The sequence below is a fragment of the Marinomonas sp. ef1 genome (assembly GCF_002806845.1).
Lineage (GTDB): Bacteria > Pseudomonadota > Gammaproteobacteria > Pseudomonadales > Marinomonadaceae > Marinomonas > Marinomonas polaris.
In genome coordinates this window covers 176,427-198,160 of record NZ_NHTT01000004.1, presented here as the reverse complement: position 1 = coordinate 198,160, position 21,734 = coordinate 176,427, and the positions used below count along the sequence as shown (strand labels likewise).

At 44.9% G+C, this 21,734-nt stretch carries 17 protein-coding genes; 12 read left to right on the top strand and 5 right to left on the bottom strand.

Features of this window, described 5'->3' with window-relative positions; genetic code table 11:
• Positions 1-336: 336 nt before the first annotated feature.
• The 9 genes from CCS02_RS07465 (at position 337) to CCS02_RS07425 (ending at position 12,746) form a co-directional block, all read left to right on the top strand.
• Positions 337-1,776: an NAD-dependent succinate-semialdehyde dehydrogenase gene (locus CCS02_RS07465; protein WP_198515342.1), complete on the top strand. Its 1,440-nt coding sequence runs from the start codon at positions 337-339 to the stop codon at positions 1,774-1,776.
• A gap of 40 nt (positions 1,777-1,816) precedes the next feature.
• A complete protein-coding gene (locus CCS02_RS07460; RefSeq protein ID WP_100636255.1) occupies positions 1,817-2,983 on the top strand; it encodes an iron-containing alcohol dehydrogenase in 1,167 nt (388 codons plus the stop codon).
• 62 nt (positions 2,984-3,045) lie between these two features.
• Positions 3,046-4,413: a hypothetical protein gene (locus CCS02_RS07455; protein WP_072839361.1), complete on the top strand. Its 1,368-nt coding sequence runs from the start codon at positions 3,046-3,048 to the stop codon at positions 4,411-4,413.
• Between the two features lie 303 nt (positions 4,414-4,716).
• Positions 4,717-5,253, top strand: a complete 537-nt coding sequence (locus tag CCS02_RS07450; RefSeq protein ID WP_100636296.1) for a TRAP transporter small permease subunit — start codon at positions 4,717-4,719, stop codon at positions 5,251-5,253.
• Positions 5,253-6,641 (top strand): TRAP transporter large permease, encoded by a 1,389-nt coding sequence (locus CCS02_RS07445; protein ID WP_100636254.1) that lies wholly within the window; start codon positions 5,253-5,255, stop codon positions 6,639-6,641. The genes CCS02_RS07450 and CCS02_RS07445 overlap by 1 nt, the downstream gene beginning before the upstream one ends.
• A gap of 10 nt (positions 6,642-6,651) precedes the next feature.
• A complete protein-coding gene (locus tag CCS02_RS07440; protein WP_100636253.1) occupies positions 6,652-7,611 on the top strand; it encodes an NADPH:quinone reductase in 960 nt (319 codons plus the stop codon).
• 228 nt (positions 7,612-7,839) lie between these two features.
• A complete protein-coding gene (locus tag CCS02_RS07435; RefSeq protein WP_072839358.1) occupies positions 7,840-8,613 on the top strand; it encodes a helix-turn-helix domain-containing protein in 774 nt (257 codons plus the stop codon).
• 312 nt (positions 8,614-8,925) lie between these two features.
• Positions 8,926-12,048 carry a bifunctional proline dehydrogenase/L-glutamate gamma-semialdehyde dehydrogenase PutA gene (gene putA, locus CCS02_RS07430; RefSeq protein WP_100636252.1) on the top strand — a complete coding sequence of 1,041 codons (3,123 nt, stop codon included), beginning with the start codon at positions 8,926-8,928 and terminating at the stop codon, positions 12,046-12,048.
• Between the two features lie 14 nt (positions 12,049-12,062).
• Complete coding sequence (locus CCS02_RS07425; protein WP_100636251.1) at positions 12,063-12,746, top strand: 1-pyrroline-5-carboxylate dehydrogenase; 684 nt, start codon at positions 12,063-12,065, stop codon at positions 12,744-12,746.
• A 71-nt stretch (positions 12,747-12,817) separates the two neighbouring features.
• Here the strand turns inward: CCS02_RS07425 and CCS02_RS07420 are convergent, their stop codons facing one another.
• From CCS02_RS07420 to CCS02_RS07410, 3 genes are read right to left on the bottom strand one after another with little or no spacing between them, the layout of a single operon-like run.
• Positions 12,818-13,882 carry an ABC transporter substrate-binding protein gene (locus CCS02_RS07420; RefSeq protein ID WP_232728840.1) on the bottom strand — a complete coding sequence of 355 codons (1,065 nt, stop codon included), beginning with the start codon at positions 13,880-13,882 and terminating at the stop codon, positions 12,818-12,820.
• Complete coding sequence (locus CCS02_RS07415; protein WP_100636250.1) at positions 13,876-15,267, bottom strand: sensor histidine kinase; 1,392 nt, start codon at positions 15,265-15,267, stop codon at positions 13,876-13,878. The genes CCS02_RS07420 and CCS02_RS07415 overlap by 7 nt, the downstream gene beginning before the upstream one ends.
• Entirely contained in the window at positions 15,254-15,922 is a 669-nt protein-coding gene (locus CCS02_RS07410; protein ID WP_100636249.1) for a response regulator transcription factor, read from the bottom strand. Before CCS02_RS07410 ends, CCS02_RS07415 begins: the two co-directional genes overlap by 14 nt.
• A gap of 118 nt (positions 15,923-16,040) precedes the next feature.
• Between CCS02_RS07410 and CCS02_RS07405 the strand changes: the two genes are divergently transcribed.
• The 3 genes from CCS02_RS07405 to CCS02_RS07395 are packed head-to-tail and all read left to right on the top strand — an operon-like array spanning position 16,041 to position 18,978.
• Positions 16,041-17,018, top strand: a complete 978-nt coding sequence (locus CCS02_RS07405; protein WP_100636248.1) for a Bug family tripartite tricarboxylate transporter substrate binding protein — start codon at positions 16,041-16,043, stop codon at positions 17,016-17,018.
• Positions 17,019-17,050: 32 nt separating this feature from the next.
• Positions 17,051-17,491 carry a tripartite tricarboxylate transporter TctB family protein gene (locus CCS02_RS07400; protein ID WP_100636247.1) on the top strand — a complete coding sequence of 147 codons (441 nt, stop codon included), beginning with the start codon at positions 17,051-17,053 and terminating at the stop codon, positions 17,489-17,491.
• Positions 17,491-18,978 (top strand): tripartite tricarboxylate transporter permease, encoded by a 1,488-nt coding sequence (locus CCS02_RS07395; protein ID WP_100636246.1) that lies wholly within the window; start codon positions 17,491-17,493, stop codon positions 18,976-18,978. The genes CCS02_RS07400 and CCS02_RS07395 overlap by 1 nt, the downstream gene beginning before the upstream one ends.
• Positions 18,979-19,074: 96 nt before the next feature.
• Here CCS02_RS07395 and CCS02_RS07390 read toward each other — a convergent pair whose 3' ends face one another.
• Positions 19,075-20,184: a TRAP transporter substrate-binding protein gene (locus CCS02_RS07390; protein ID WP_100636245.1), complete on the bottom strand. Its 1,110-nt coding sequence runs from the start codon at positions 20,182-20,184 to the stop codon at positions 19,075-19,077.
• A 286-nt stretch (positions 20,185-20,470) separates the two neighbouring features.
• Positions 20,471-21,580, bottom strand: a complete 1,110-nt coding sequence (locus tag CCS02_RS07385; protein WP_100636244.1) for a TRAP transporter substrate-binding protein — start codon at positions 21,578-21,580, stop codon at positions 20,471-20,473.
• Positions 21,581-21,734 lie beyond the last annotated feature (154 nt).

The window sequence follows — 21,734 nt, the reverse complement described above, 5'->3', positions numbered from 1 at the left end:
GCGATCATCATGATCGGTAACCGCTCAAAACATCCATATAGACATACCTAAAAAAACACTTTTTTATATTAATCAAATAGATAGATGTTATTACAAAACTGGCATCCTGCTTGCTCTTATCTAAGAAGCAACATTGTTCTTAGTAAAAAAATAATAAGAGCGCGCATTAATACAAATGCCATCCTATCTCATAAGACCTCCCAGCGACTTGAGTGGCTTCTTATTTATTATTTCTTTTGAGCAATGACGTGTTCGTCATCTGTTTATGGCTCCTTTGTGATCCTAGCAACGACAAAAACAGAGCGTCTTAAAATAACCAATATAAAGGTGATACTCATGTTAAAAGACATGTCTCTTCTAAAAACTCACTGCTTAGTCAATGGCGAGTGGGTCGAAGCCAAAGCAAAAACCACACACCCTGTCACTAATCCTGCTACAGGTGAAGTCATCGCTGAAATTCCTCATCTTTCACCAGAGGAAATCCCTGCCGTCATCGAAGCGTCTCGCATTGCACAAAAAAAATGGGCGGCACTCACCGCTAAAGAGCGCTCTGTAATATTAAGACGCTGGTTTGAGCTAATGATCGAGAATACCGACGACCTAGCCCTATTGATGACTACAGAACAAGGCAAACCGTTAGCCGAAGCAAAAGGCGAAATTGGCTACGCTGCATCTTTCATTGAATGGTTTGCTGAAGAAGCAAAACGCATTTATGGCGACACGATTCCAGCACCTCGCGCAGACCAAAGACTGACCGTTATCCGTCAACCGATCGGTGTTACGGCAGCGATTACGCCATGGAATTTTCCAGCCGCGATGATTACACGCAAAGCCGCGCCAGCACTGGCAGCAGGATGCTCAATGATCGTTCGTCCTGCGGACTTAACGCCGCTTACTGCGTTAGCCATTGGCGAATTAGCACAACGTGCTGGTATTCCTGCTGGCGTTTTTCAAGTCATCACGGGCTCTGCTAGCAAACTAGGCAAGGTTCTTACCGACAGCCAAGTCGTTAGCAAGCTGTCTTTCACAGGATCAACGGAAGTCGGTCGTTTATTAATGGCGCAATGCGCGCAAACCATCAAAAAAGTCTCTTTGGAACTTGGCGGCAACGCGCCCTTTATCGTCTTTGATGATGCGGATCTTGATAAAGCTGTTGAAGGCGCTATGGCTTCTAAATATCGTAACGCGGGACAAACCTGTGTTTGCGCAAACCGTATTTTGGTTCAGCGCGGTGTTTACGAAGAATTTACTGCGAAACTGACCGAAAAAGTCAAAGCTTTAAAAGTAGGTAGCGGTGTTGAAACTGGTACCGACATTGGACCAATGATCGAAGAGAAAGCCATCGCTAAAGTAGAAGATCATATCCAAGACGCCGTCAGCAAAGGCGCCAAACTGGTCTTTGGTGGCGAACGTTTGGGTGGACTTTTCTTACAGCCAGCGATTTTGACTGGTGTCACTGCTGACATGAAAGTCGCACAAGAAGAAACCTTTGGTCCGATGGCGCCGTTGTTTGCGTTTGATACCGAAGAAGAAGCCATCGCCATGGCAAACGATACGATTTTTGGACTCGCCGCGTATTTCTATACTCGCGATCACGGCCGCATGATCCGCGTATCAGAAGCGCTTGAATACGGCATGGTCGGTCACAACACTGGATTAATTTCAAACGAAGTCGCGCCTTTCGGTGGCGTCAAACAGTCAGGTCTTGGACGCGAAGGCTCTAAGTATGGCATCGAAGAATATCTCGAAATGAAATACGTTTGCAGTGCCCTATAAGCCAACAACAGTAGCCAAAAACAATAAATTGGAGATCATTATGACTAACGGCATCAAACCTTTTTCTTTTAATACGCCCGGCTCTATGCACCTTGAATGGGGCGGCGCAAAGCGTCTTGGTGAACTGCTTAGTGAGTGGTTCAAAGAACGTAACTTATTAATCGTCACTGACAAATTTTTGAATGAAAGCGGTCTATTGGAACAAACCAAAGACTCGCTAAAAAAACACGGTTTCACGGTAACTGTATTTGACGATGTGGTCGCTGATCCACCAGAACACGTGCTAATGGAATGTGTCGAGCAAGGCAAAAAAAGCCATGCGGATATCGTTCTAGGCTTGGGTGGCGGCTCTTCTATGGACATAGCCAAATTAGTTGCTGTCATGCTTACATCTGAACAACCACTATCTGAACTGTACGGCATTGGTAAAATCACTGGCACCAGAACGCCATTGGTACAAGTTCCTACTACGGCAGGCACAGGTTCGGAAGTGACCAACATCACAATTCTTACTACTGGCGAAACCACCAAAATGGGCGTGGTATCGCAGCAGTTGTACGCAGATCGCGTCTTGTTGGATGCAGAGTTAACTGTTGGTCTGCCAGCGTTACCAACTGCAGCAACAGGCATTGATGCTATGGTTCATGCTATTGAAGCCTACACTTCGGTTCATCTTAAGAATCCGTTGTCAGATGCATTGGCAAAAGAAGCCTTGCGTCTCTTGAGCCAAAACCTAGTTACTGCGTGCCAAGATGGACAAAACCGCGCGGCCCGTGAAGCTATGTTGTTAGGTGCAAATTTAGCGGGCCAAGCCTTCTCTAATAGCCCAGTGGCAGCGGTACACGCCCTTGCTTATCCGTTAGGTGGTCATTATCACCTACCTCATGGCTTAACGAACGCTCTCATGCTTGGTCCAGTCTTACGCTACAACATGGCAGTTGCTGCGCCATTGTATGCGGAACTTGCCGATGTCGTTCTGGGTTATTCAGATGAAGAGATGGAAATACGCTCAGCGAAATTCGTCGATTTCATGCAAAAACTGATGAACGAATCTGGCGCACCGCAGCGCCTACAAGATGTTGGTGTCACCGAAGAAAGCCTACCAACACTTGCCAAAGACGCCATGCTACAAACTCGCCTGTTAGGCAACAACCCTGTTCCAGTAACTGAAGAAGATGCATTGGCTTTGTATCAAGCTGCTTTCTGATTCTAAGCAACCTTGCCCCATGAAGGTGGGGCTAATAACTAAAAAAATAAAAGGAAATAACCATGAGAGAAGAACGCATTGATGGCCAAGAAACACCCTATTGGAAAATGGGGCCTTTTAAAGTCAGGCTACCTTTTGTCCATTATCGTTTCGAATGGCCGGATTACTTTCAGGGCCTACTAATGTGTGCGGTCGACTTAGCCGCCATTCCGTTAATGACAGAACTACTCGGGATGCCATTTGAAGTCGCATTGGCAGTAGTCATGCTTAATGGCTTGTTCTATTTGTTACACCATTTGTTAGGCGACCCTGTCGTACCTGGTTGGATCACGCCAGCGATTCCACTACTTATGGCATATTGCTCAACCTTCCCTGAAGGGCCTGAACGAATACATGCTCTCGTATCATTCCAGTTACTCTTAGGGGTATTTGCGATTTTCATTGGTGCCTCGGGATTAGCTCAGAGGGTCGTTTCTCTCATACCACAGGCAATAAAATCTGGCATTATCATAGGTGCCGGTATTGCTGCTGTCATGGCGGTATTTAAAGTAGACGGACGCTTTGATACTTATCCTGTGACCATTACGCTTGCGGTTGGCGTGGCGTTCTATGTGATATTTTCGCGTCATTTTGCAGAACTAAAGCAAAACAATGCCTTGTTTAATCTTATTGGTAAGCTGGGCATCTTCCCTATCATAGTTTTAGCAATTCTCATTGCACCAACTGTTGGTGAAACCTCTTGGCCGACAATTCAGTGGGGATTCTCATCTCCAGACTTTGTTACTCTTTGGAAAGAGTACACAGTATTCGGTCTCGGTATGCCGCCAATTATGATGTTTATTACCGCAATACCAACCGTCCTTGCAGCCTACATTGTGTTGTTTGGCGACGTATTACAAAGTAAAGCGATTTTAGATGAAGCCGATCTAATTCGTACCGACGAAAAAATTGATTACAGTCCAGACCGTGCACACTTGATTTTTGGCGCAAGAAACTCAGCAATGTCGATTCTTGGCCCAGATGTAACAATGTGTGGACCATTGTGGGCTGCTATGCACGTAGTAATAACAGAGCGTTTCAGCCAAGGTAAAAAAGCCATGAACTCCATCTTTGGGGGCGCGGGCTCTTTCCGCTGGGGAACCAATACTGGTTTGCTATTCATGCCTATCGTCACACTGGTTCAACCTATTCTGGGTGTAGCTTTGGCACTTACTTTGCTGATTCAAGGCTATGTATCAGTGAAAATCGGTATCATGGAGGCTAGATCTCAACGTGACCTTGGTATCGCAGGTATCGTTGCCGCTGTTCTGGCGACTCGTGGTGCAACATGGGCATTCGCTGTTGGCGTAGTATTATGCCTTCTAGTCTACGGTCGTGATTTCTTCAAGGGTGAAAAAGACACCACTTTTGTAAAAGATCAAACAAAATAAAGATCCAATCAACAGACACGGCTCCGTCGTGTCTGTTTTCGAAAAACCAGAACCGTTTCCTCCTCGTTATTGACTAACTCAAAAACAAAAGTACTTACTTAAAAAAACAGGCACTCTCTCGTTCTCAATATTTTATTATCAATAAACCACCTAATTTCCGTTATATGCCTTCTAACTTGCCTTTCACGCCGTCTGGAATATTCCCAAGCGTAGCGTTATCCAATAGACTAACCGTCCGGATTTTCTGGGCTTTAAGGCCTTACTAAACTTCCGATAATAATGATTAAAACTGTGGGTATTTTAATGTTAAACAAACTGGTCAGTTCGGCTGAGGCGATTTCCCATTACATGGGAAGATGCGTTGCTTGGCTTACGTTAGCGATGATGCTGCTTACCTGCCTCATCGTGCTGTTGCGTTATGGCTTTGATATTGGTGCGATAGCGCTGCAAGAGTCCGTGCTTTATATGCATGCCATGGTCTTTATGTTGGGTGCGGCGTACACCTTTAAAGACGATGAACATGTTCGCGTTGATGTTTTTTATCGTGACTTTTCTGTCACTAAAAAAGCGTGGGTAAATATCATTGGCGGTCTTTTCTTTCTTTTGCCATTCACGCTTTACACCGCATATTTGAGCTTTGATTACGTGAGTGCTTCTTGGCGAGTATTAGAAACCTCCCCTGAACCTGGCGGTTTGCCTTTCGTGTATCTGCTAAAAACACTTATTCCCATCATGATGATTAGCCTGATCATTCAAGGTACGGCTGATATTTTGAAGAATATTGGCGTTGTGACTGCGGCTCGCTCTCTCATTAATAAACAGGCTAAAGGACAAAACTAATGGCTGAATTTATTCCTTTATGGCTGTTTGCCGGCGTTTGTGTCTGCTTGCTTTTTGGTTACCCTGTGGCGTTTTCTTTGGGCGGCACCGCGTTGATTTTTGCCGCGGTTGGTTCTATGTTCGGCACCTTTGATAGTGTTTTCTTAGAAGCCTTGCCAAACCGTTTATTTGGTATCGTCGGCAATGAAACCTTGATCGCAGTACCACTGTTTGTCTTGATGGGCGTTTTGCTCGAAAAATCCAAACTAGCTGAAAAACTACTCGACTCCATGGCCATGCTGTTTGGCACCTTACGTGGTGGTTTAGGCATTTCAGTTATTTTGGTGGGTATGTTACTGGCGGCGAGTACCGGTATTGTTGGTGCAACAGTGGTTACCATGGGCATGATCTCGTTACCAACCATGTTGCGTCGTGGCTACGATCCTGCGTTAGCCGCTGGTACTATTTGTGCGACAGGTACTTTGGGACAAATCATACCACCCTCCATCGCTTTGGTTCTATTGGGCGATGTTATGTCCAATGCTTATCAAAAAGCACAATTGGAAATGGGGATCTTCTCGCCTAAAACCATCTCTGTGGGAGATTTGTTTGTTGGTGCGCTGATTCCTGGCTTAATCTTGGTTGGGCTTTATATCCTTTACGTCATCATGGTAGCTTGGTTGCAGCCGAACAAAGCACCTGCTGTGCCTCGTGAAGAATTACGTAATGGCTCAAACGAATCCCTAGCCGTTCAGCTATTTAAAGGATTGGTGCCGCCTTTAGTACTTATCTTCGCCGTATTGGGTTCTATTCTTAGCGGGATTGCGACACCAACCGAAGCTGCGGGCGTTGGTGCACTAGGCGCTGCGCTATTAGCGTTAGGCAGCGGTAAACTGAACTTGCCCACCTTAAAAGACGCGGTATATTCGACTGCAAAAGTCACCTGCATGGTGTTTATGATCTTAATCGGCGCCTCTTTATTTTCGTTGGTGTTCCGTGGCTTTGGTGGCGAAGAGTTGATTCAAGACTTCTTCTCGCAACTTCCTGGTGGCGTTGTTGGCGCAATGATCGTCGTGATGCTGCTAATGTTTTTCCTTGGCTTCATCCTAGACTTCATTGAAATCACCTTTGTGGTTGTGCCAATTGTTGCACCTGTATTGTTAGCAATGGGCTTAGATCCAGTGTGGTTGGGTATTATGATGGCAATCAATTTACAGACATCATTCCTCACTCCACCATTCGGATTCGCGCTGTTTTACTTGCGTGGCGTAGCGCCTCCAGAGCTTAAAACTCAGTCTATTTATAAAGGCGTAATACCTTTTATTCTTATTCAGGTTTCTGTGTTGATCATGTTATCTATCTGGCCAGATCTAGCAACTTGGCTACCTGAACAAGTCTATGCCGACTAGGGACCTCAATATGAAAGCAATGCAAATAAAAGACTACGGCCCAGCCAGCGATTTATCGCTAGTTGATGCTCAAAAGCCAAGCATCAATGAGGACCAAATTTTGGTTCAAGTTGGTGCTGCTGGTGTGAATCCTGTGGACACTTACATTCGCTCAGGCACCAATAATTATTCAGCTAATTTTCCACACACTCCTGGCTCTGATGGCGCTGGGACGATTGCTGAACTAGGCGCTAACGTTGTTGGCTTCGAGGTTGGTCAGCGTGTTTATTTTAGTCGTAACCTAACCGGTTCTTCTGCTGAATTTGCCGCCTGCGCAGCAACCCACACCTATCCGCTGGCTGATGCTTTGTCTTTCGAAGAAGGCGCTTGTGTCGGTATTCCTTACACAACTGCTCATCGTGCCTTGTTTGGTCGCGCTAACGGCAAAGCCGGCGATAAGGTATTGGTACATGGTGCAACAGGCGCAGTCGGCATTGCCACGGTGCAATTAGCCTTAGCAGCGGGAATGGAAGTAGTTGCCAGTTCTGGCACCGCAGCTGGCGCCGATTTATTACGCCAGCAAGGTGTGACTAACATCATTATGCACAATGAAGCAGACCATCTTGCGCCTTATCAGTCGTTAGAGACGGGTTTTGATATCGTTATCGAGATGCTTGCCAATCACAACTTAGATCAAGACTTAAAAGCCTTAGCCTTTGGTGGTTGCGTTGCGGTCGTGGGGAACCGCGGCACGATAGAAATTAATCCTCGTGACTTGATGGCTCGAGATGCTTCTGTCATAGGTGTAGCATTAGCTAATGTGAAGCCTGCCGAACTTGCCTTGATTGCAAAATCCTTACGCCCGCTGTTTGAAAAAGGCGTACTCAAGCCTGTTATTCGTTATAGCTACCCGCTTACCGAATTAGCGCAAGCACACGAAGATGTCTTAAAATCTGGTGCGCTAGGTAACCTTGTTATTCGTATAAACTAGAATAAATCAATACAACTCAAACATGGCGCTTCATAAGCTTTTTTATAGGCTTTTTATAAGTTCTAAAAAAAGGAAAGCGTCGTGTTTTTTTTCACCTTCAATCTGCCTATATATGCACTCCAAGCCTCCATTTATGCAGTAAAATACGACATCTTCAAAAAAATACGCTACTAAAGCCACCTTAAGGTAGCTATACTTTCTCACTTATGTTTATGCAAAAGGCACATTTTGACTCAGTCTGATTCCGATGTTTTCAGTCTGCCTAACGAAGCGGACGCCCACGATCATGATTACCATCAACTGGTGGTTGTGCTAGATGGCAATACCGATTTCGATATAGAAGGTAAAGGCAAGCAGTTGCACACTGGCGAAGGTTGTATTCTTCCGTCAGAGAACAGCCATGCGTTTGCGGGTCTGGGGGAAAATCGCATCATGGTGGTCAATCTGCCTATCCCGCCGCAAAAAGGTATTACCGACGAAGAATACGAAGTCGTATCGCGTTTGTTTGACCAAGCAGCGTATTTTCAGCTTAATCCGCGTTTACAGATATTGGCCTCGGCTCTATCTGGTGAATTACAGCAATATCCGAATGATATGATTCTGGCTCGTGCTTGCGGCAATACTTTGTTGAGCGCCATTCGCCATCAAATCAACAATAAAGATGTTCGTTCTCGTGGCAACCATCTTGATATCGATAAACTAGATCAGTTTATCGAGCTGAATTTATCTCGTCGTGTTCATATCGATCAGTTGGCAAACTTCTGCTTTTTGAGTGTCAGCCAATTTCACGAGCGCTTCAAAGACCGCACCGGCATGACACCGCATCAATATCTAATGCGTAAACGCTTAGAGCGTGCCCAAAGCTTACTCGCTGAAGGCTTCCCGCCCATTCAAGTGGCCGAAATGTGTGGTTTCTCTAGCCAAAGTGCCATGACCAATGTGTTTTCTCAAACCCTTGGCATTACGCCATTAAAATACCAAAAGCAATTTGGTAATCGCTAATTCTCTTTCTTCCTAAAACACCATAAAACGCCCTATTTATAAGCATTTCGATAATTTCCTCAAATCTTCTGCACAAGAATGAATATATGTCCCATTTATTCTTATCCAGTCGGACTTTCTTATAAAAAAAAACGATTTTTTCGAAAGACAATTTATCCCTTCTGTCACTAAAGTGTCAGCATTATCCAGACATGCATTTTTTTGATTATGCAGAGTGAAAAGTAGTCAAAAAAGCGCTTAATGCTCTATAACAATATGCGGCCTTAATAAAAAATCATTTGGTTTTTTATGTTAACGCGGGAGAATCCAACCATGTTTAAAGCGATTGAGGTGTTACAGCCTAACTTCATTCAGCGTCCACTCAATGAATTGTGGCAGCTTATTTCCCCTCTTTATAATATGGATGAAGAGAAGTGGTTAAATGAGTTATTACCTTTGGCAAAACCCACTGAAGGTGAGCTAGAAACCCAAACCAATGCCGCTGCAAACTTGATTGCCGAAGTACGCAAAGACGACGATAGCATGTCGATGATTGACGCTTTGCTACTAGAATATAGCTTAGACACCAAAGAAGGCATTTTGCTGATGTGTTTGGCAGAAGCGCTAATGCGCGTGCCAGATAAAGAAACTGCCGACGCCTTCATCAAGGACCGCTTGAGCGTTGCCGATTGGGCATCTCACGCTAAAAACTCTGACTCTTTCTTCGTTAACGCTTCTACTTGGGGCTTATTGTTGACGGGTAAAATCGTCACTATGGACGAGAAAAAAGACGGTACGCCAGCTAACTTGGTAAACCGTATGGTAAACCGTGTTTCTGAGCCGGTGATTCGTAAAGCGATGAACCAAGCGATGAAAATCATGGGACATCAGTTTGTTCTAGGCCGCAGCATTGAAGAAGCTTTGTCTCGTGGTAAAGGCTACCGCGACAAAGGTTACACCTACTCTTTCGATATGCTTGGTGAAGCGGCATTGACTGCTGCCGATGCTGACAAATACCTAAAATCTTACATGCAAGCGGTTGAGTCTGTAGGCAAAGACACCTACAGCAAGGGTCACCGCCCAACGATCTCTATCAAACTGTCAGCTCTTCACCCACGTTATGAAGTCGGTTGTGAGGACCGCGTGATGACAGAGCTTTTCGACAGCGTTAAAGGCTTGATCATCAAGGCACGCTCGTTGAACGTCGGCATCACCATCGATGCTGAAGAAGCAGATCGTTTAGAACTTTCTTTGCATTTGTTTGAAAAGCTTTACCGCGACGAATCTACTACAGGCTGGGGGTTATTTGGCCTTGTGGTTCAGGCTTACTCAAAACGCGCTCTGCCGGTTTTAGTTTGGTTGGCTGCACTATCTAAAGAACAAGGCGATCGCATCCCTGTGCGTCTTGTGAAAGGCGCCTACTGGGATTCTGAAATCAAGATGTGCCAACAACGCGGCATCAGTGGTTACCCAGTTTACACTCGTAAAGAGTCGACCGACGTTTCTTACTTGGCTTGCGCTCACTTCTTATTGAGCGAACACACTCGTGCGAATATCTTCCCGCAGTTTGCGAGCCATAACGCACACACTATCGCGACGATTAGCTGTTTAGCTAAGCAATTAGGCGCGACAACACAAGAATTTGAATTCCAACGTCTACACGGTATGGGCGATGCGCTTTACAACCGTTTGATCAAAGACAGCGACATCTGTGTACGTATTTACGCGCCAGTCGGTAGCCATAAAGACTTGCTTCCATACTTGGTTCGTCGTCTACTCGAAAACGGAGCAAACAGCTCGTTCGTTCACCGTTTGATCGATGCTAGCTACCCGATTTCTGAGTTGATAGGTCATCCAGTTACTACGCTAGAAAGTCGTAAAACTCTAGCGAACCCGCATATCAGCTTGCCTTCTGGTTTGTTTGACGACCGTAAGAACTCATTCGGCCCGAACATCGAGATTGATTCTGAATGGGCGCCTTTCAAAGCCAAAATCGATGCTTTCATGGGACAAGACACCCAATGGCGTGCCTTCCCTATCGTTGGTGGCGAGAAAGTAGCAACAGGTCAAACGCATTCTATTGAAAGCCCTTACGACCACAGTCAAACTGCAGGTCAAATTGACTGGGCAGACGCAGCGACCGTTACCAAGGCAATTGACCTTGCCGAAGCCGCTTTTCCTGCATGGTCAGCACGTCCAGCGACTGAACGTGCTGACTGTCTAGATAAAATGGCCGACTTGATGGAAGAAAACTACGCAGAATTGATGGCACTTTGCCACCGTGAAGCTGGTAAAACCATTCAAGACAGCATCGACGAAGTACGTGAAGCCGTGGATTTCTGTCGCTACTATGCTCAACAAGCTCGTAGCCACTTTGCCAATCCAACCAGCTACACAGATTTCTTAGGTCAAGAAAAACAAGCCAAGCTAAACGGCCGCGGTGTGTTCACTTGTATCAGCCCGTGGAACTTCCCATTGGCAATCTTTACAGGCCAAGTGGTTGCCGCTCTTGTAGTTGGTAACACAGTGGTTGCGAAACCGGCTGAACAAACAAGCCTAATCGCATTCCGCGCCATTGAAATGCTACACCAAGCAGGCGTTCCAACTGACGTACTTCACTTGTTACCAGGTGACGGCGCGACAGTTGGTGCTCCACTTACTAGCGACAAACGTATTGCCGGTCTTGCCTTCACAGGTTCCACTGGTACAGCACAATTGATCAACCGTACCCTTGCAGCTCGTGGCGTTGCGCCAGTGCCAGTGATTGCGGAAACAGGCGGTCAAAACGCTATGTTGGTTGATTCAACTTCTTTGCCTGAGCAAGTAGTTCGCGATGCGGTACGCTCAGCGTTTGCGTCTGCTGGACAACGTTGTTCTGCATTACGTGTATTGTTCGTACAAGCCGATATTGCAGATCGTGTTATTCCGATGATCAAAGGTGCCATGGCTGAACAAAGCGTTGGCTTGCCTTATCTACACAGCACAGATGTGGGTCCGGTTATCGATAAAAAAGCACAGAAAATGCTACTAGATCATATCGAATACATGAAAGCGGAAAGCAAATTGATCGCTCAAACGGAGCTTCCAGATTTCGCTAAAAACGGAACCTTCGTGGCGCCAACAGCGTTTGAAATTGCCAGCATTGATCAGCTAACGGATGAAAAATTTGGTCCTATTCTTCACGTTGTACGCTACAAAGCACGCGACTTAGATAAGATCATCGATACTATCAATAACTCAGGCTTTGGTTTGACTATGGGTGTTCACAGCCGTAACGAAACCACTTGTGCACGCATTGCTAGTCGCGCTCGCGTTGGTAACCTTTACATCAACCGCGACCAAGTCGGTGCAGTAGTTGGTGTTCAGCCTTTCGGCGGACAAGGTTTATCCGGCACAGGGCCAAAAGCTGGCGGTCCACATTACCTTCAACGCTTCGCCATTGAGCAAGACCTTTAAGGGGAGACATTACTATGACAATCGTACAACCTATCCAAATTCAGGTCGCTCAAAAAGTCTTCGAAGCATGGGACAAGTTTGGCGTAAACGGTCGTGCAGAGAAACTGCAGAAAGCTCTTAACACCTTCCCTAACGAACAAAGAAAAATGGCTGCTTGGCAAATCAATAATGCTAAACAATCTATTGCAGAGACACGCGTTATGCCTGGGCCAACTGGCGAACGTAATGAGCTATCAAACCAAGGCCGTGGTGTATTTCTTTGTATGTCTTTTATCGAAGGCGATAAGGCAAAAGTCGGTTTAGTAGGCCAAATATTTGCTGCGCTTATTGCTGGTAACCCAGTGATTACTGTTGGTCCAATAGGCCAAGAAATAATGGATATGATCTCTCCATTCGTGGCTGAAGGTGTCGTGCAGAACATTGCAGAATCAGCGCAAGATTCTTTGATCGAAGCCAATCACCTAGCTGGTATCGCAACGCTTTGCGACCCTATGCAAGCGCAGCAGCTTAGCCAACGTCTTGCAGCGAAAGGCGGCCTAATCTGCCAATTGGTTGAAGAAACCGATGCGGAAAATTTAAGTGTCATTGCCAAACCGCATTACGTGCTGCGCTTTGTCACTGAACGCACTGTGTCTAACAACACAACCGCAATCGGCGGCAACGCGACACTGCTTGAATTGGGCAGCATGAACGACTAATACTCGTTCGATATGCAGATGTCTAAAACTCGAAACAGCCCTCCTTGGAAATAAGAAGGGCTGTTTTTGTATTACTCAGAACTTGATGGTAACAACGCATTTTCCCACGCTTTAATGAAACGTCGGCGCTTTGAATCATCGAGATACACCATCAAGGCTGGCCCTAACGGAATGGGATGAAAATTAATCGTCTGATCTTGTACATTTTGCTGGGACACCAAACCATCAATATCTGGAAATAAAGCCACCAGCTCACTTTTCTCCGCAATCACATCCTGCCCTTCCTTAGATATCAAGAAATTCACAAAGCGCTGGGCATTGGAAACATGCTTAGCTTGTTTGGAAATAAACGCTGCACGACTCACTACTAAAGCATAGTCCTGAGGAATCACTACACCAATACGGTTGTCTCGTTTCTCACGGGCAAATGAGTACGATCCTAAAAGGTTGTAGCCAAAGATCAGCTTGCCAGAGGCAATATCATCTAATAAGCTCGCTGTTTGGCCATAAACCTTAGTACGAGCACGCCCCAAGCTTTCTTGTAAACGGCCACTAATGCTTGATGTAACTTCATCTTGCGTTGCAACCAAATAGCCAATGCCAGAACGACGAGCATCATAAGAGCCAACTCTATGGGCGAAAAATCCATCTTCAATACGCATGGTGCTTGCCAATGACTCATGGGTAAGAGGAACTGCTTTATCCTTAAAAGCCAGCTTGTTGTAAACAAAGACGATTGGCTCATAGGTAAATCCAATCACTTCATTACGCCAATTAGCCCAGCCAGGTAAGTCTGTAATGGCTTCACCTAATACTGGCTGCGCATAACCATCATTGATCAATCGGACTTGTAGATCCATGGCAGAGCTAATCACCACATCAGGCTGATCTTCTAGAGATTTGGCCCTGATGGCACGATCTAATTCTTGAGTATTAAACTCACGATATTCGAGTTTTATATTTGGGTTTTGTGCTTTAAAAGCCTCCAATACAGGGGAGATAGCTTCTAAATCTGTTGCACTGTATATGGTTAATCTGTCTGCTTCCAGTTCGGTTGGTAATATGGGACTTTCAGCAATAAGCCTGCCCGTCATCATGATCACGATGATCGATAAAAAGCTCATTCGCTTCAACATAATCCCTCCTCTTTTGGCAAATGTATTCTTGCTCGAAGTCCACCTAACGGACTGTCTTCTAAGAAAAAATCACCTCCATGGGCTTCTACTACACTGGTCACAATCGATAAGCCAAGACCTGAGCCACTGAGTCCATTTTCCAAACGCTGAAAACGCTCTAAGGCTTTCTCTCTCAATTCAATAGAAATACCAGAACCTGCATCGTCAATAATAATATCGATACCAGTGGAATCCGCTTGTAGGCAAATCTCAATTTGGTTCTGCTCTGGACCGTAATAAACCGCGTTATCCAAAAGGTTGCGTACGGCTTCTCGTAAACTAATAGAATCGCCCATAAACATAGGCAATGCCTGCTCGCATTGGTAAGAAAAATCTATCGGGCGATGAGCATTGTCTCGCACGCATTCTGTTAATAGTTGCTTCATAACACCTTCGATATCCATTTGCTCGGTGACCGCAGTATCGCCACGATGAACAACCATGGCGTGAGTGAGCAGCTGGTTGGTCAAACGGGTCAAGCGCTCATGTTCTGTGCGAATTTTACGTAAATGCTCAGGTAAATCGGCTAGGTTTTGGCTTTGGCTGGCAATGTCTAATTGAGCTTGAGTAGCGCTTTGTGCAGTACGAATTTGATGACTGGCATCGGCGATAAAACGCTTCATTACGGCGAGGTTAGATAATAATTGCGCTTGGTAATCATTGATCGCACTAACTAACGGCGAGACTTCTTGAATGGGCGTTGCTTGAACTGGTTCAGCCGATACCAATGAATGTGACGCGAGACTTTTTGAAATCAAGCTCAGTGGTTCAAGCGCACGATTAATCGCTACCCACAAGACAATCATCACACAGGCCATAATTCCAAAGAGTACCGCAAAACTTCGGTATAAAATGTCATTCATCATCTTATGACGCGCTCTAAGCGTTTGCGCCAACACCACGGTTACCCAACCTGATACAGCCGGTTCTGATAGCCTTTTGTGGCGAATTACAACCCTAACTTCTTCAGATAAATAATGTGCATTATAAAAACTGATAGCTGACTCTACATTAACTTTTGCTGGCAAAGGCATGTCAGGATAGCCAGTAATCAGCTCTCCTTGGGTACCTAAAGCCTGATAGAACACCTTGTCCTCATCAGCAAGTTGCATCATTTCAAACGCGGCGTAAGGTAAATCTAGATCCACTTGTTTACCGTAAACGTGTAAGCCTTCCATGATGGACAAGCTAGCGCTGTTGAGTAGTCGATCATAGGAATAATTGGCTGACTGGCGAGCATAATGCCAAACACCAAGACTCAAAATAAGAAAAATAGACAGCAATAACAAAGCTGAACGGCCTAACATTCGCGTGCGGATTGAATAGCTTTTCTCAGTCATCGACATGGGCCAAATACCCTAAACCACGAATAGTTTTAATGATTAAAGTCGAGCCGTCTAACTGCTTTCTTAAGCGTGTCAGAGTTTGTTCAATGGCATTGGGAGTATAGGCTTCATCGTAATTGTAGAGACGATTGGAGATGTCATCTTTGGTGAGTACACGATCTAGATTTTTCAGAAAAAGCTCTAATAATTGCAGCTCTCTTGGTCGCAAATCTAAGGTTACACCATTCACTTTGGCGGAGTGAGCAGCCAAGTCATAAACCAAATTACCACATTGTATTTCATTACTAGCCCCCCCTCTCTCTCGACGGTAAAGCGCACGACAACGAGCCGCCAACTCACGAAAGTCAAAGGGCTTTGCTAAATAATCATCGGCACCAAAGTCTAATGAACTGACTCTGTCATCAACCTCAGTTCGAGCGGTTAGCACCAAAACAGGAATACGATTGCCTTGACTACGTAGACTCTGCAATAACTGAAAGCCACTCTTGCCGGGCAAGTTGATATCTAAAATCAATAAATCGAAATCATCAAAAGATAGACTGGCTTCGGCTTTTTCAACTGAACCGATCCAATCAATAGGGTGACCTAAGTTCCTAAAATACACACGAATCGAGTCGGCCAAACTCTCATTGTCTTCAATCAATAACATACGCATGACGGAACCCTATATCTTTTTCTTGTCAGGTTAGTGTCAGTTTAAAGGAGTAACTTTGCCTGCTCCTGTGCAACCTTGTACAGCAAAATAAAACAAAAAGAAATTTGGAGAATAAAAAATGAAATCCAATCTTGCCTCATTGTTACTTGTTGGTGGTCTTACTGCTGCGCTAAACGTCAGCGCCTTTGAACCTTCCAAACCAAGCTGTATCGCCCCTGCTAAACCAGGTGGAGGTTTCGATTTAACCTGCCGTATTTTATCAACTGGTTTTGCCAAAGCTGATATCACTAAGATCCCAATGGCCGTTACCTTTATGCCAGGCGGTGTTGGTGCAGTTGCTTATAATTACATCAATTCCACAACACCAGACGACCCAAATAAATTAGTCGCTTTTAGCTCTGGTTCATTGTTAAACCTAGCTCAGGGCAAATTCGGTAAAGGCTTAGACGAAAACAATGCTCGCTGGGTTGGTACTGCAGGTGTCGACTATGGTGCGATCATGGTTCGAGCTGATGCGCCATGGAACACTTTGGGTGAATTGGTCGACGATATCAAAAAAGACCCAAGCAAATTTGTACTAGGTGCTGGCGGTGGTGTTGGTAGCCAAGACTGGATGAAAGCAGCAATCCTAATGAAGTCTTCTGGCGTTGACCCGAAGAAAATGCGCTACGTTGCCTATGAAGGCGGCGGTGAAGCTTTAGCTGCACTACTTGGTGGACACATTAAAGTGTACCCAGGTGATGTGGGCGAAATGAAAGGCCTAGTTGAATCTGGCAAAGTGAAAGTACTTGGCATCATGTCTCCTGAGCGTTTGAAAGGCGAATTCTCCAATTACCCAACAGCAATTGAACAAGGTTACGACGCAGAATGGACCATTCTTCGCGGTTACTATTTAGGGCCTAAGGTTTCAGACGAAGCCTATAACTACTGGGCTGATCAATTTCAAAAAGCCTATAAAAACCCAGCTTTTGAAAAAGTAGTTGTCGATCAAAACCTTGTGCCATTCACCATGTCTGGCGAGGCTTTAGACAGCTACATTAAAGAGCGTGTTGCCTTTATGCGCGGCTTGGCACAAGAAGCTGGCTTAATTAAGTAGCCCATTAATGAGTCGTGAATTGAGGCAATAACATGTTATATGACCGCATTTTTGCGGGCACATTATTGGTACTGTCCGGGCTTATCGCCTGGACAGCTTTCCATTTTGATGTCCCGTTTCAGTATGAACCATTAGGGCCAAAAGCCTTCCCTATTATCTTATCTATTGTTTTAGCTGCATGTTGCGTTTGGATGATAGTAAAACCCGACAAAAATTCTTGGCATCCGACTAAAGAGATTGTAACCAAGATCGTCATTGGCCTAGTGATAATGGTGGTGTATGCCGCCCTATTTGAAGAAGCGGGCTTCATTATTGCCACAACCATAGTGGGTGCCATTTTTAGCTGGTTATTTGGTGAAAAGCCTCTTAAAGCCTTCTTGTATGCCCTCGCTCTAAGCTTAATAAGCTATTTCTTATTAGCTGATTTAATGGAGCTTAATGTCCCAACTGGCCTACTTCTCGGAGACTTATAATGGACGTTTTACATTATTTATCGATTGGCTTCTCTGTCGCCCTAACACCGCTTAATTTAGGTTTAGTGTTAGCTGGATGCTTTATCGGCACATTAATTGGTTCATTGCCTGGTATTGGTCCAATCAATGGCGTGGCTATTTTATTGCCATTAGCTTATTCCGTCGGCTTACCGCCAGAGTCTGCCTTGATTCTATTGGCGGGTGTTTATTACGGCGCAGAATATGGCGGCCGGATCTCCAGTATTTTGCTTAACGTCCCAGGTGACGCTGGCGCAATAATGACAACCTTAGATGGTTACCCTATGGCCAAACGTGGCGAAGGCGGTCGAGCACTTGCTTTATCTGCTGTATCCTCTTTCTTTGGCAGCATGGGAGCCTTACTGTTAATGGTAATTTTTGCGCCATTACTTAGCAAATTAGCAATTCAATTTGGTCCTTCAGAATACGTTTGGTTGATGATTTTCGCCTTCACCTGCTTGGCAACTATGGTGGGTAAACGTCCAATAAAAACAGTCGTTGGCGTGATCATTGGTCTACTTTTCGCGACAGTTGGCATTGATTCTGGTACCGGTATTTTGCGCTTCACTATGGGTATACCAAACTTATTTGATGGCGTGGATTTTCTGGTAGTTGTGATCGGAATGTTTGCCATTAGCGAAGTGCTCATCCTGCTAGAAAGCTGGGCACGTAATGATTTGAAACTCACGCCAGTAGGAAAAAGCTTTATTAGCTTTTCAGACATCATGGCGGTGAAATGGGTGATTTTGCGCTCAACTCTGTCTGGTTTCTTGATTGGTGTTTTACCGGGAACTGGCGCTTCTATTGCGAGTGCCGTTGCCTACGGCACTGAAAAACGTTTTGCTGAAGGAAAAGATGATCATTTTGGCGATGGCGATATTCGCGGCCTTGCTGCACCAGAAGCCGCAAACAATGCATCAGCAGCAGGCTCGATGGTGCCTATGTTGACATTAGGGATTCCAGGCAGCGGCACGACAGCCATCCTATTGGGTGCACTATTAATGTTTAACATCACACCTGGTCCGCTATTGTTTGAACAACAACCTAATATTGCTTGGGGTCTAATCGCTTCTATGTTCATTGGTAATATTGCCTTGTTAGTAATGAACTTACCGCTGATAGGCTTATTTGTTCGACTACTCTCTATCAAACAGTCTTACCTCGTGCCTATCATTGTGATGCTGACATTCGTCGGAATCTACTCCATTCATGGCGACACGTTTGACCTGTTCTTCATGATTGTATTAGGTGTGTTTGCCTTCATCTTACGCAAATTAGGCTTCTCTCTTGCACCGGTTATTTTGGGCTTGGTATTAGGAGAAGTATTAGAAGAGAACTTGCGTCGAGCATTGTCTATCAGTGGCGGTGATTGGTCTATCTTACTAAATGGCACCATGACTTATGTCTTGGCTTTCGCAACCGTTGCGGCACTAACTGCTCCTAGAATACTAAAAGCACTGAAGAAATGAACGTCATAGACTAACTCGTCTTAACAAAAAGCCTTCATGATCAATCTGGCCATGAAGGCTTTTTAGTTTTATACCACTCAGTTATAAAAGTTTAGTTTACTCAAGTTCACGAGCATTAATAAAAGCCCGCTCAGAGATTTCATGCCACGCTCTAACTTTAGTATTGAACTCTTTAAATGAGTTATAGACCTTTTGACTCATTGGATCCGCGGCAGCCACTTCATCTAATGTTTCAGCTGCGGCTTTTTTCAATGCTACCAACACCTCTTTTGGAAATGGTTTCAAAACCACGTGATGCTCATTTACTAAGGTTTCTAACGCGGCGTTGTTACGCGCGGTAAATTCATCCAACATATCAGCATTCACTTGGCGAGTTGCTGCTCGGACAATCAGCTGAAGATCGTTTGGCAAAGCTTCAAACGCTTCCTTATTGTAGATCGCTTCCATGGTCGAACCCGGCTCATGCCAACCAGGGTAGTAGTAGAATTTAGCTGCTTTGTACAAGCCAAATGCTAGGTCGTTGTATGGACCAACCCATTCTGTCGCATCAATGGTGCCGGTTTGAAGTGCGGTGAAGATTTCACTGCCTGGCAAGTTAACAGGCGTACCACCGACCTTTTTCAACACTTCACCACCTAAGCCAGGAAGACGCATTTTTAGGCCTTGGAAGTCAGCAAGGGAATTGATCTCTTTATTGAACCAACCTCCCATCTGTACCCCAGTATTACCTGCTGCCATCGGAATAAGATTAAAAGGTGCGTAAGTCTCTTCCCACAATTTCAGGCCGCCACCATAGTGGAGCCATGAGTTCATTTCCTGTGCGGTAAAGCCAAACGGTACGGCGGAGAAAAACTGTGCCGCTGGAGCTTTGCCTTTCCAGTAGAAAGCACCACCATGACCTACTTGAGCAGTGCCACGTGATACAGCATCAAACACTTCCAACGCGGGTACTAGTTCGCCTGCAGCGTACACTTTTACCACTAAACGCCCATTCGACATTGCGGTAATATTTTCCGCTAGATGTTCTGCCGCCGTACCTAAACCCGGAAAGTTTTTCGGCCATGTTGTGACCATTTTCCAATGAATGACATCCGCCGCTTTCTCAACCTTTGCCGTTGCTTTCTCTTCTGATTCACCACAAGCCACCAAGCTCGCCGCCGTCAAACCGACTAATGCCAGTTTTCCCCACATTTTTATTGTTCTCATTGTTTATCCCTAAAAGACTGAATGACTTTATTTTTATAAAAGCTTTGCTTGATGCTACAAACCAAGCAAAGGCGAGTCGACAACCAACTCTATAGCCATAGCTTATGCGCTAAGTGTTTTTGATAGTATTAATTGCAATATCAAGGCTCAAGACTTTTTTGGTTTTATTTTTAAGTAGTATTTATCAGTCGAATGAGTAAGTCCTATAAATAAAAAAGCTCCGTTATCTTTGATAACGGAGCTTTTAACTGTGCTAATCGACTATCAAGCAGAAACGTTTAGAAGCTTAATCGTCTGCGCGTGCATTAATGTAAGCGCGCTCAGAAATATCATGCCATTCACTCACAGGTGCTAAAAAGCTTTTGAAAGAGTCATAGACTTTTTGACTCTCAGGATCATTCGCAGCCACTTCTTCTAGAGTCTCAGTAGACGCTTTCTTAAGTGCTTCCAACAAGTCTCGAGGGAAAGGCTTAAGAATCACATGATGCTCATTTACCAAGGTTTGCAGCGCAGCATTATTAAGCGCAGTAAACTCGTTGATCATGTCTAAGTTAGCTTGTTGAACCGCAGAGCGTACAATGGCTTTTAAATCTTTTGGCAAGGCTTCAAAAGCGTCTTTATTAAAGATAGCTTCAACAGCAGAACCTGGCTCATGCCAGCCTGGATAATAATAATATTTCGCTGCTTTATACAAACCAAACGCAAGATCATTATAAGGCCCAACCCATTCTGTAGCATCGATTGTCCCAGTTTGAAGCGCGGTGAAAACTTCGCTAGCAGGTAAAGTAATAGGCGATGCACCGACTTTTTTCAGTACTTCTCCACCTAACCCTGGCATACGCATTTTCAAGCCTTGGAAATCGGCTAACGAGTTAATCTCTTTATTAAACCAACCGCCCATTTGCACGCCAGCATTACCAGCTACCATAGGAATTAAGTTAAACGGAGCGTAGATTTCTTCCCACAGCTGTAAACCACCGCCATAGGCAATCCAAGCGTTAAATTCTTGCGCGTTAAAACCAAAAGGAACCGTAGAGAAAAACTGCGCTGCTGGCACTTTTCCTTTCCAGTAATACGCAGTGCCGTGGCCCATTTGCGCTGTGCCACGAGATACCGCATCAAATACCTCTAATGCTGGAACAAGTTCACCTGCAGCATAGACTTTAATGTCCAAACGGCCGTTGGACATTTCTTTAATATTATTCGCCAGCGCTTGTGCACCTGTGCCCATTCCAGGCGTATTTTTCGGCCAAGTTGTTACCATTTTCCAATGAATGACATCAACTTTTTGCTCTACCTTTGCGGTTTCTTTTTCTTCAGATCCACCACAGGCAACCAAAGTAGCTGTTATTACACCGACAAGTGCTACTTTTGCCCATATTTTTATTTTGTTCATTCACTTTATCCATTAAGAGACGAATTACATTTATAACTAGCACTTTGCTCGATACGCTTTATCCAATACAACGAGCAAAACCAACGTGATAAATTAAGCCCTGTTACCAATCGATAGCAGGGCTTAATTGTATCGCTAGCTCTTTATTCCATTA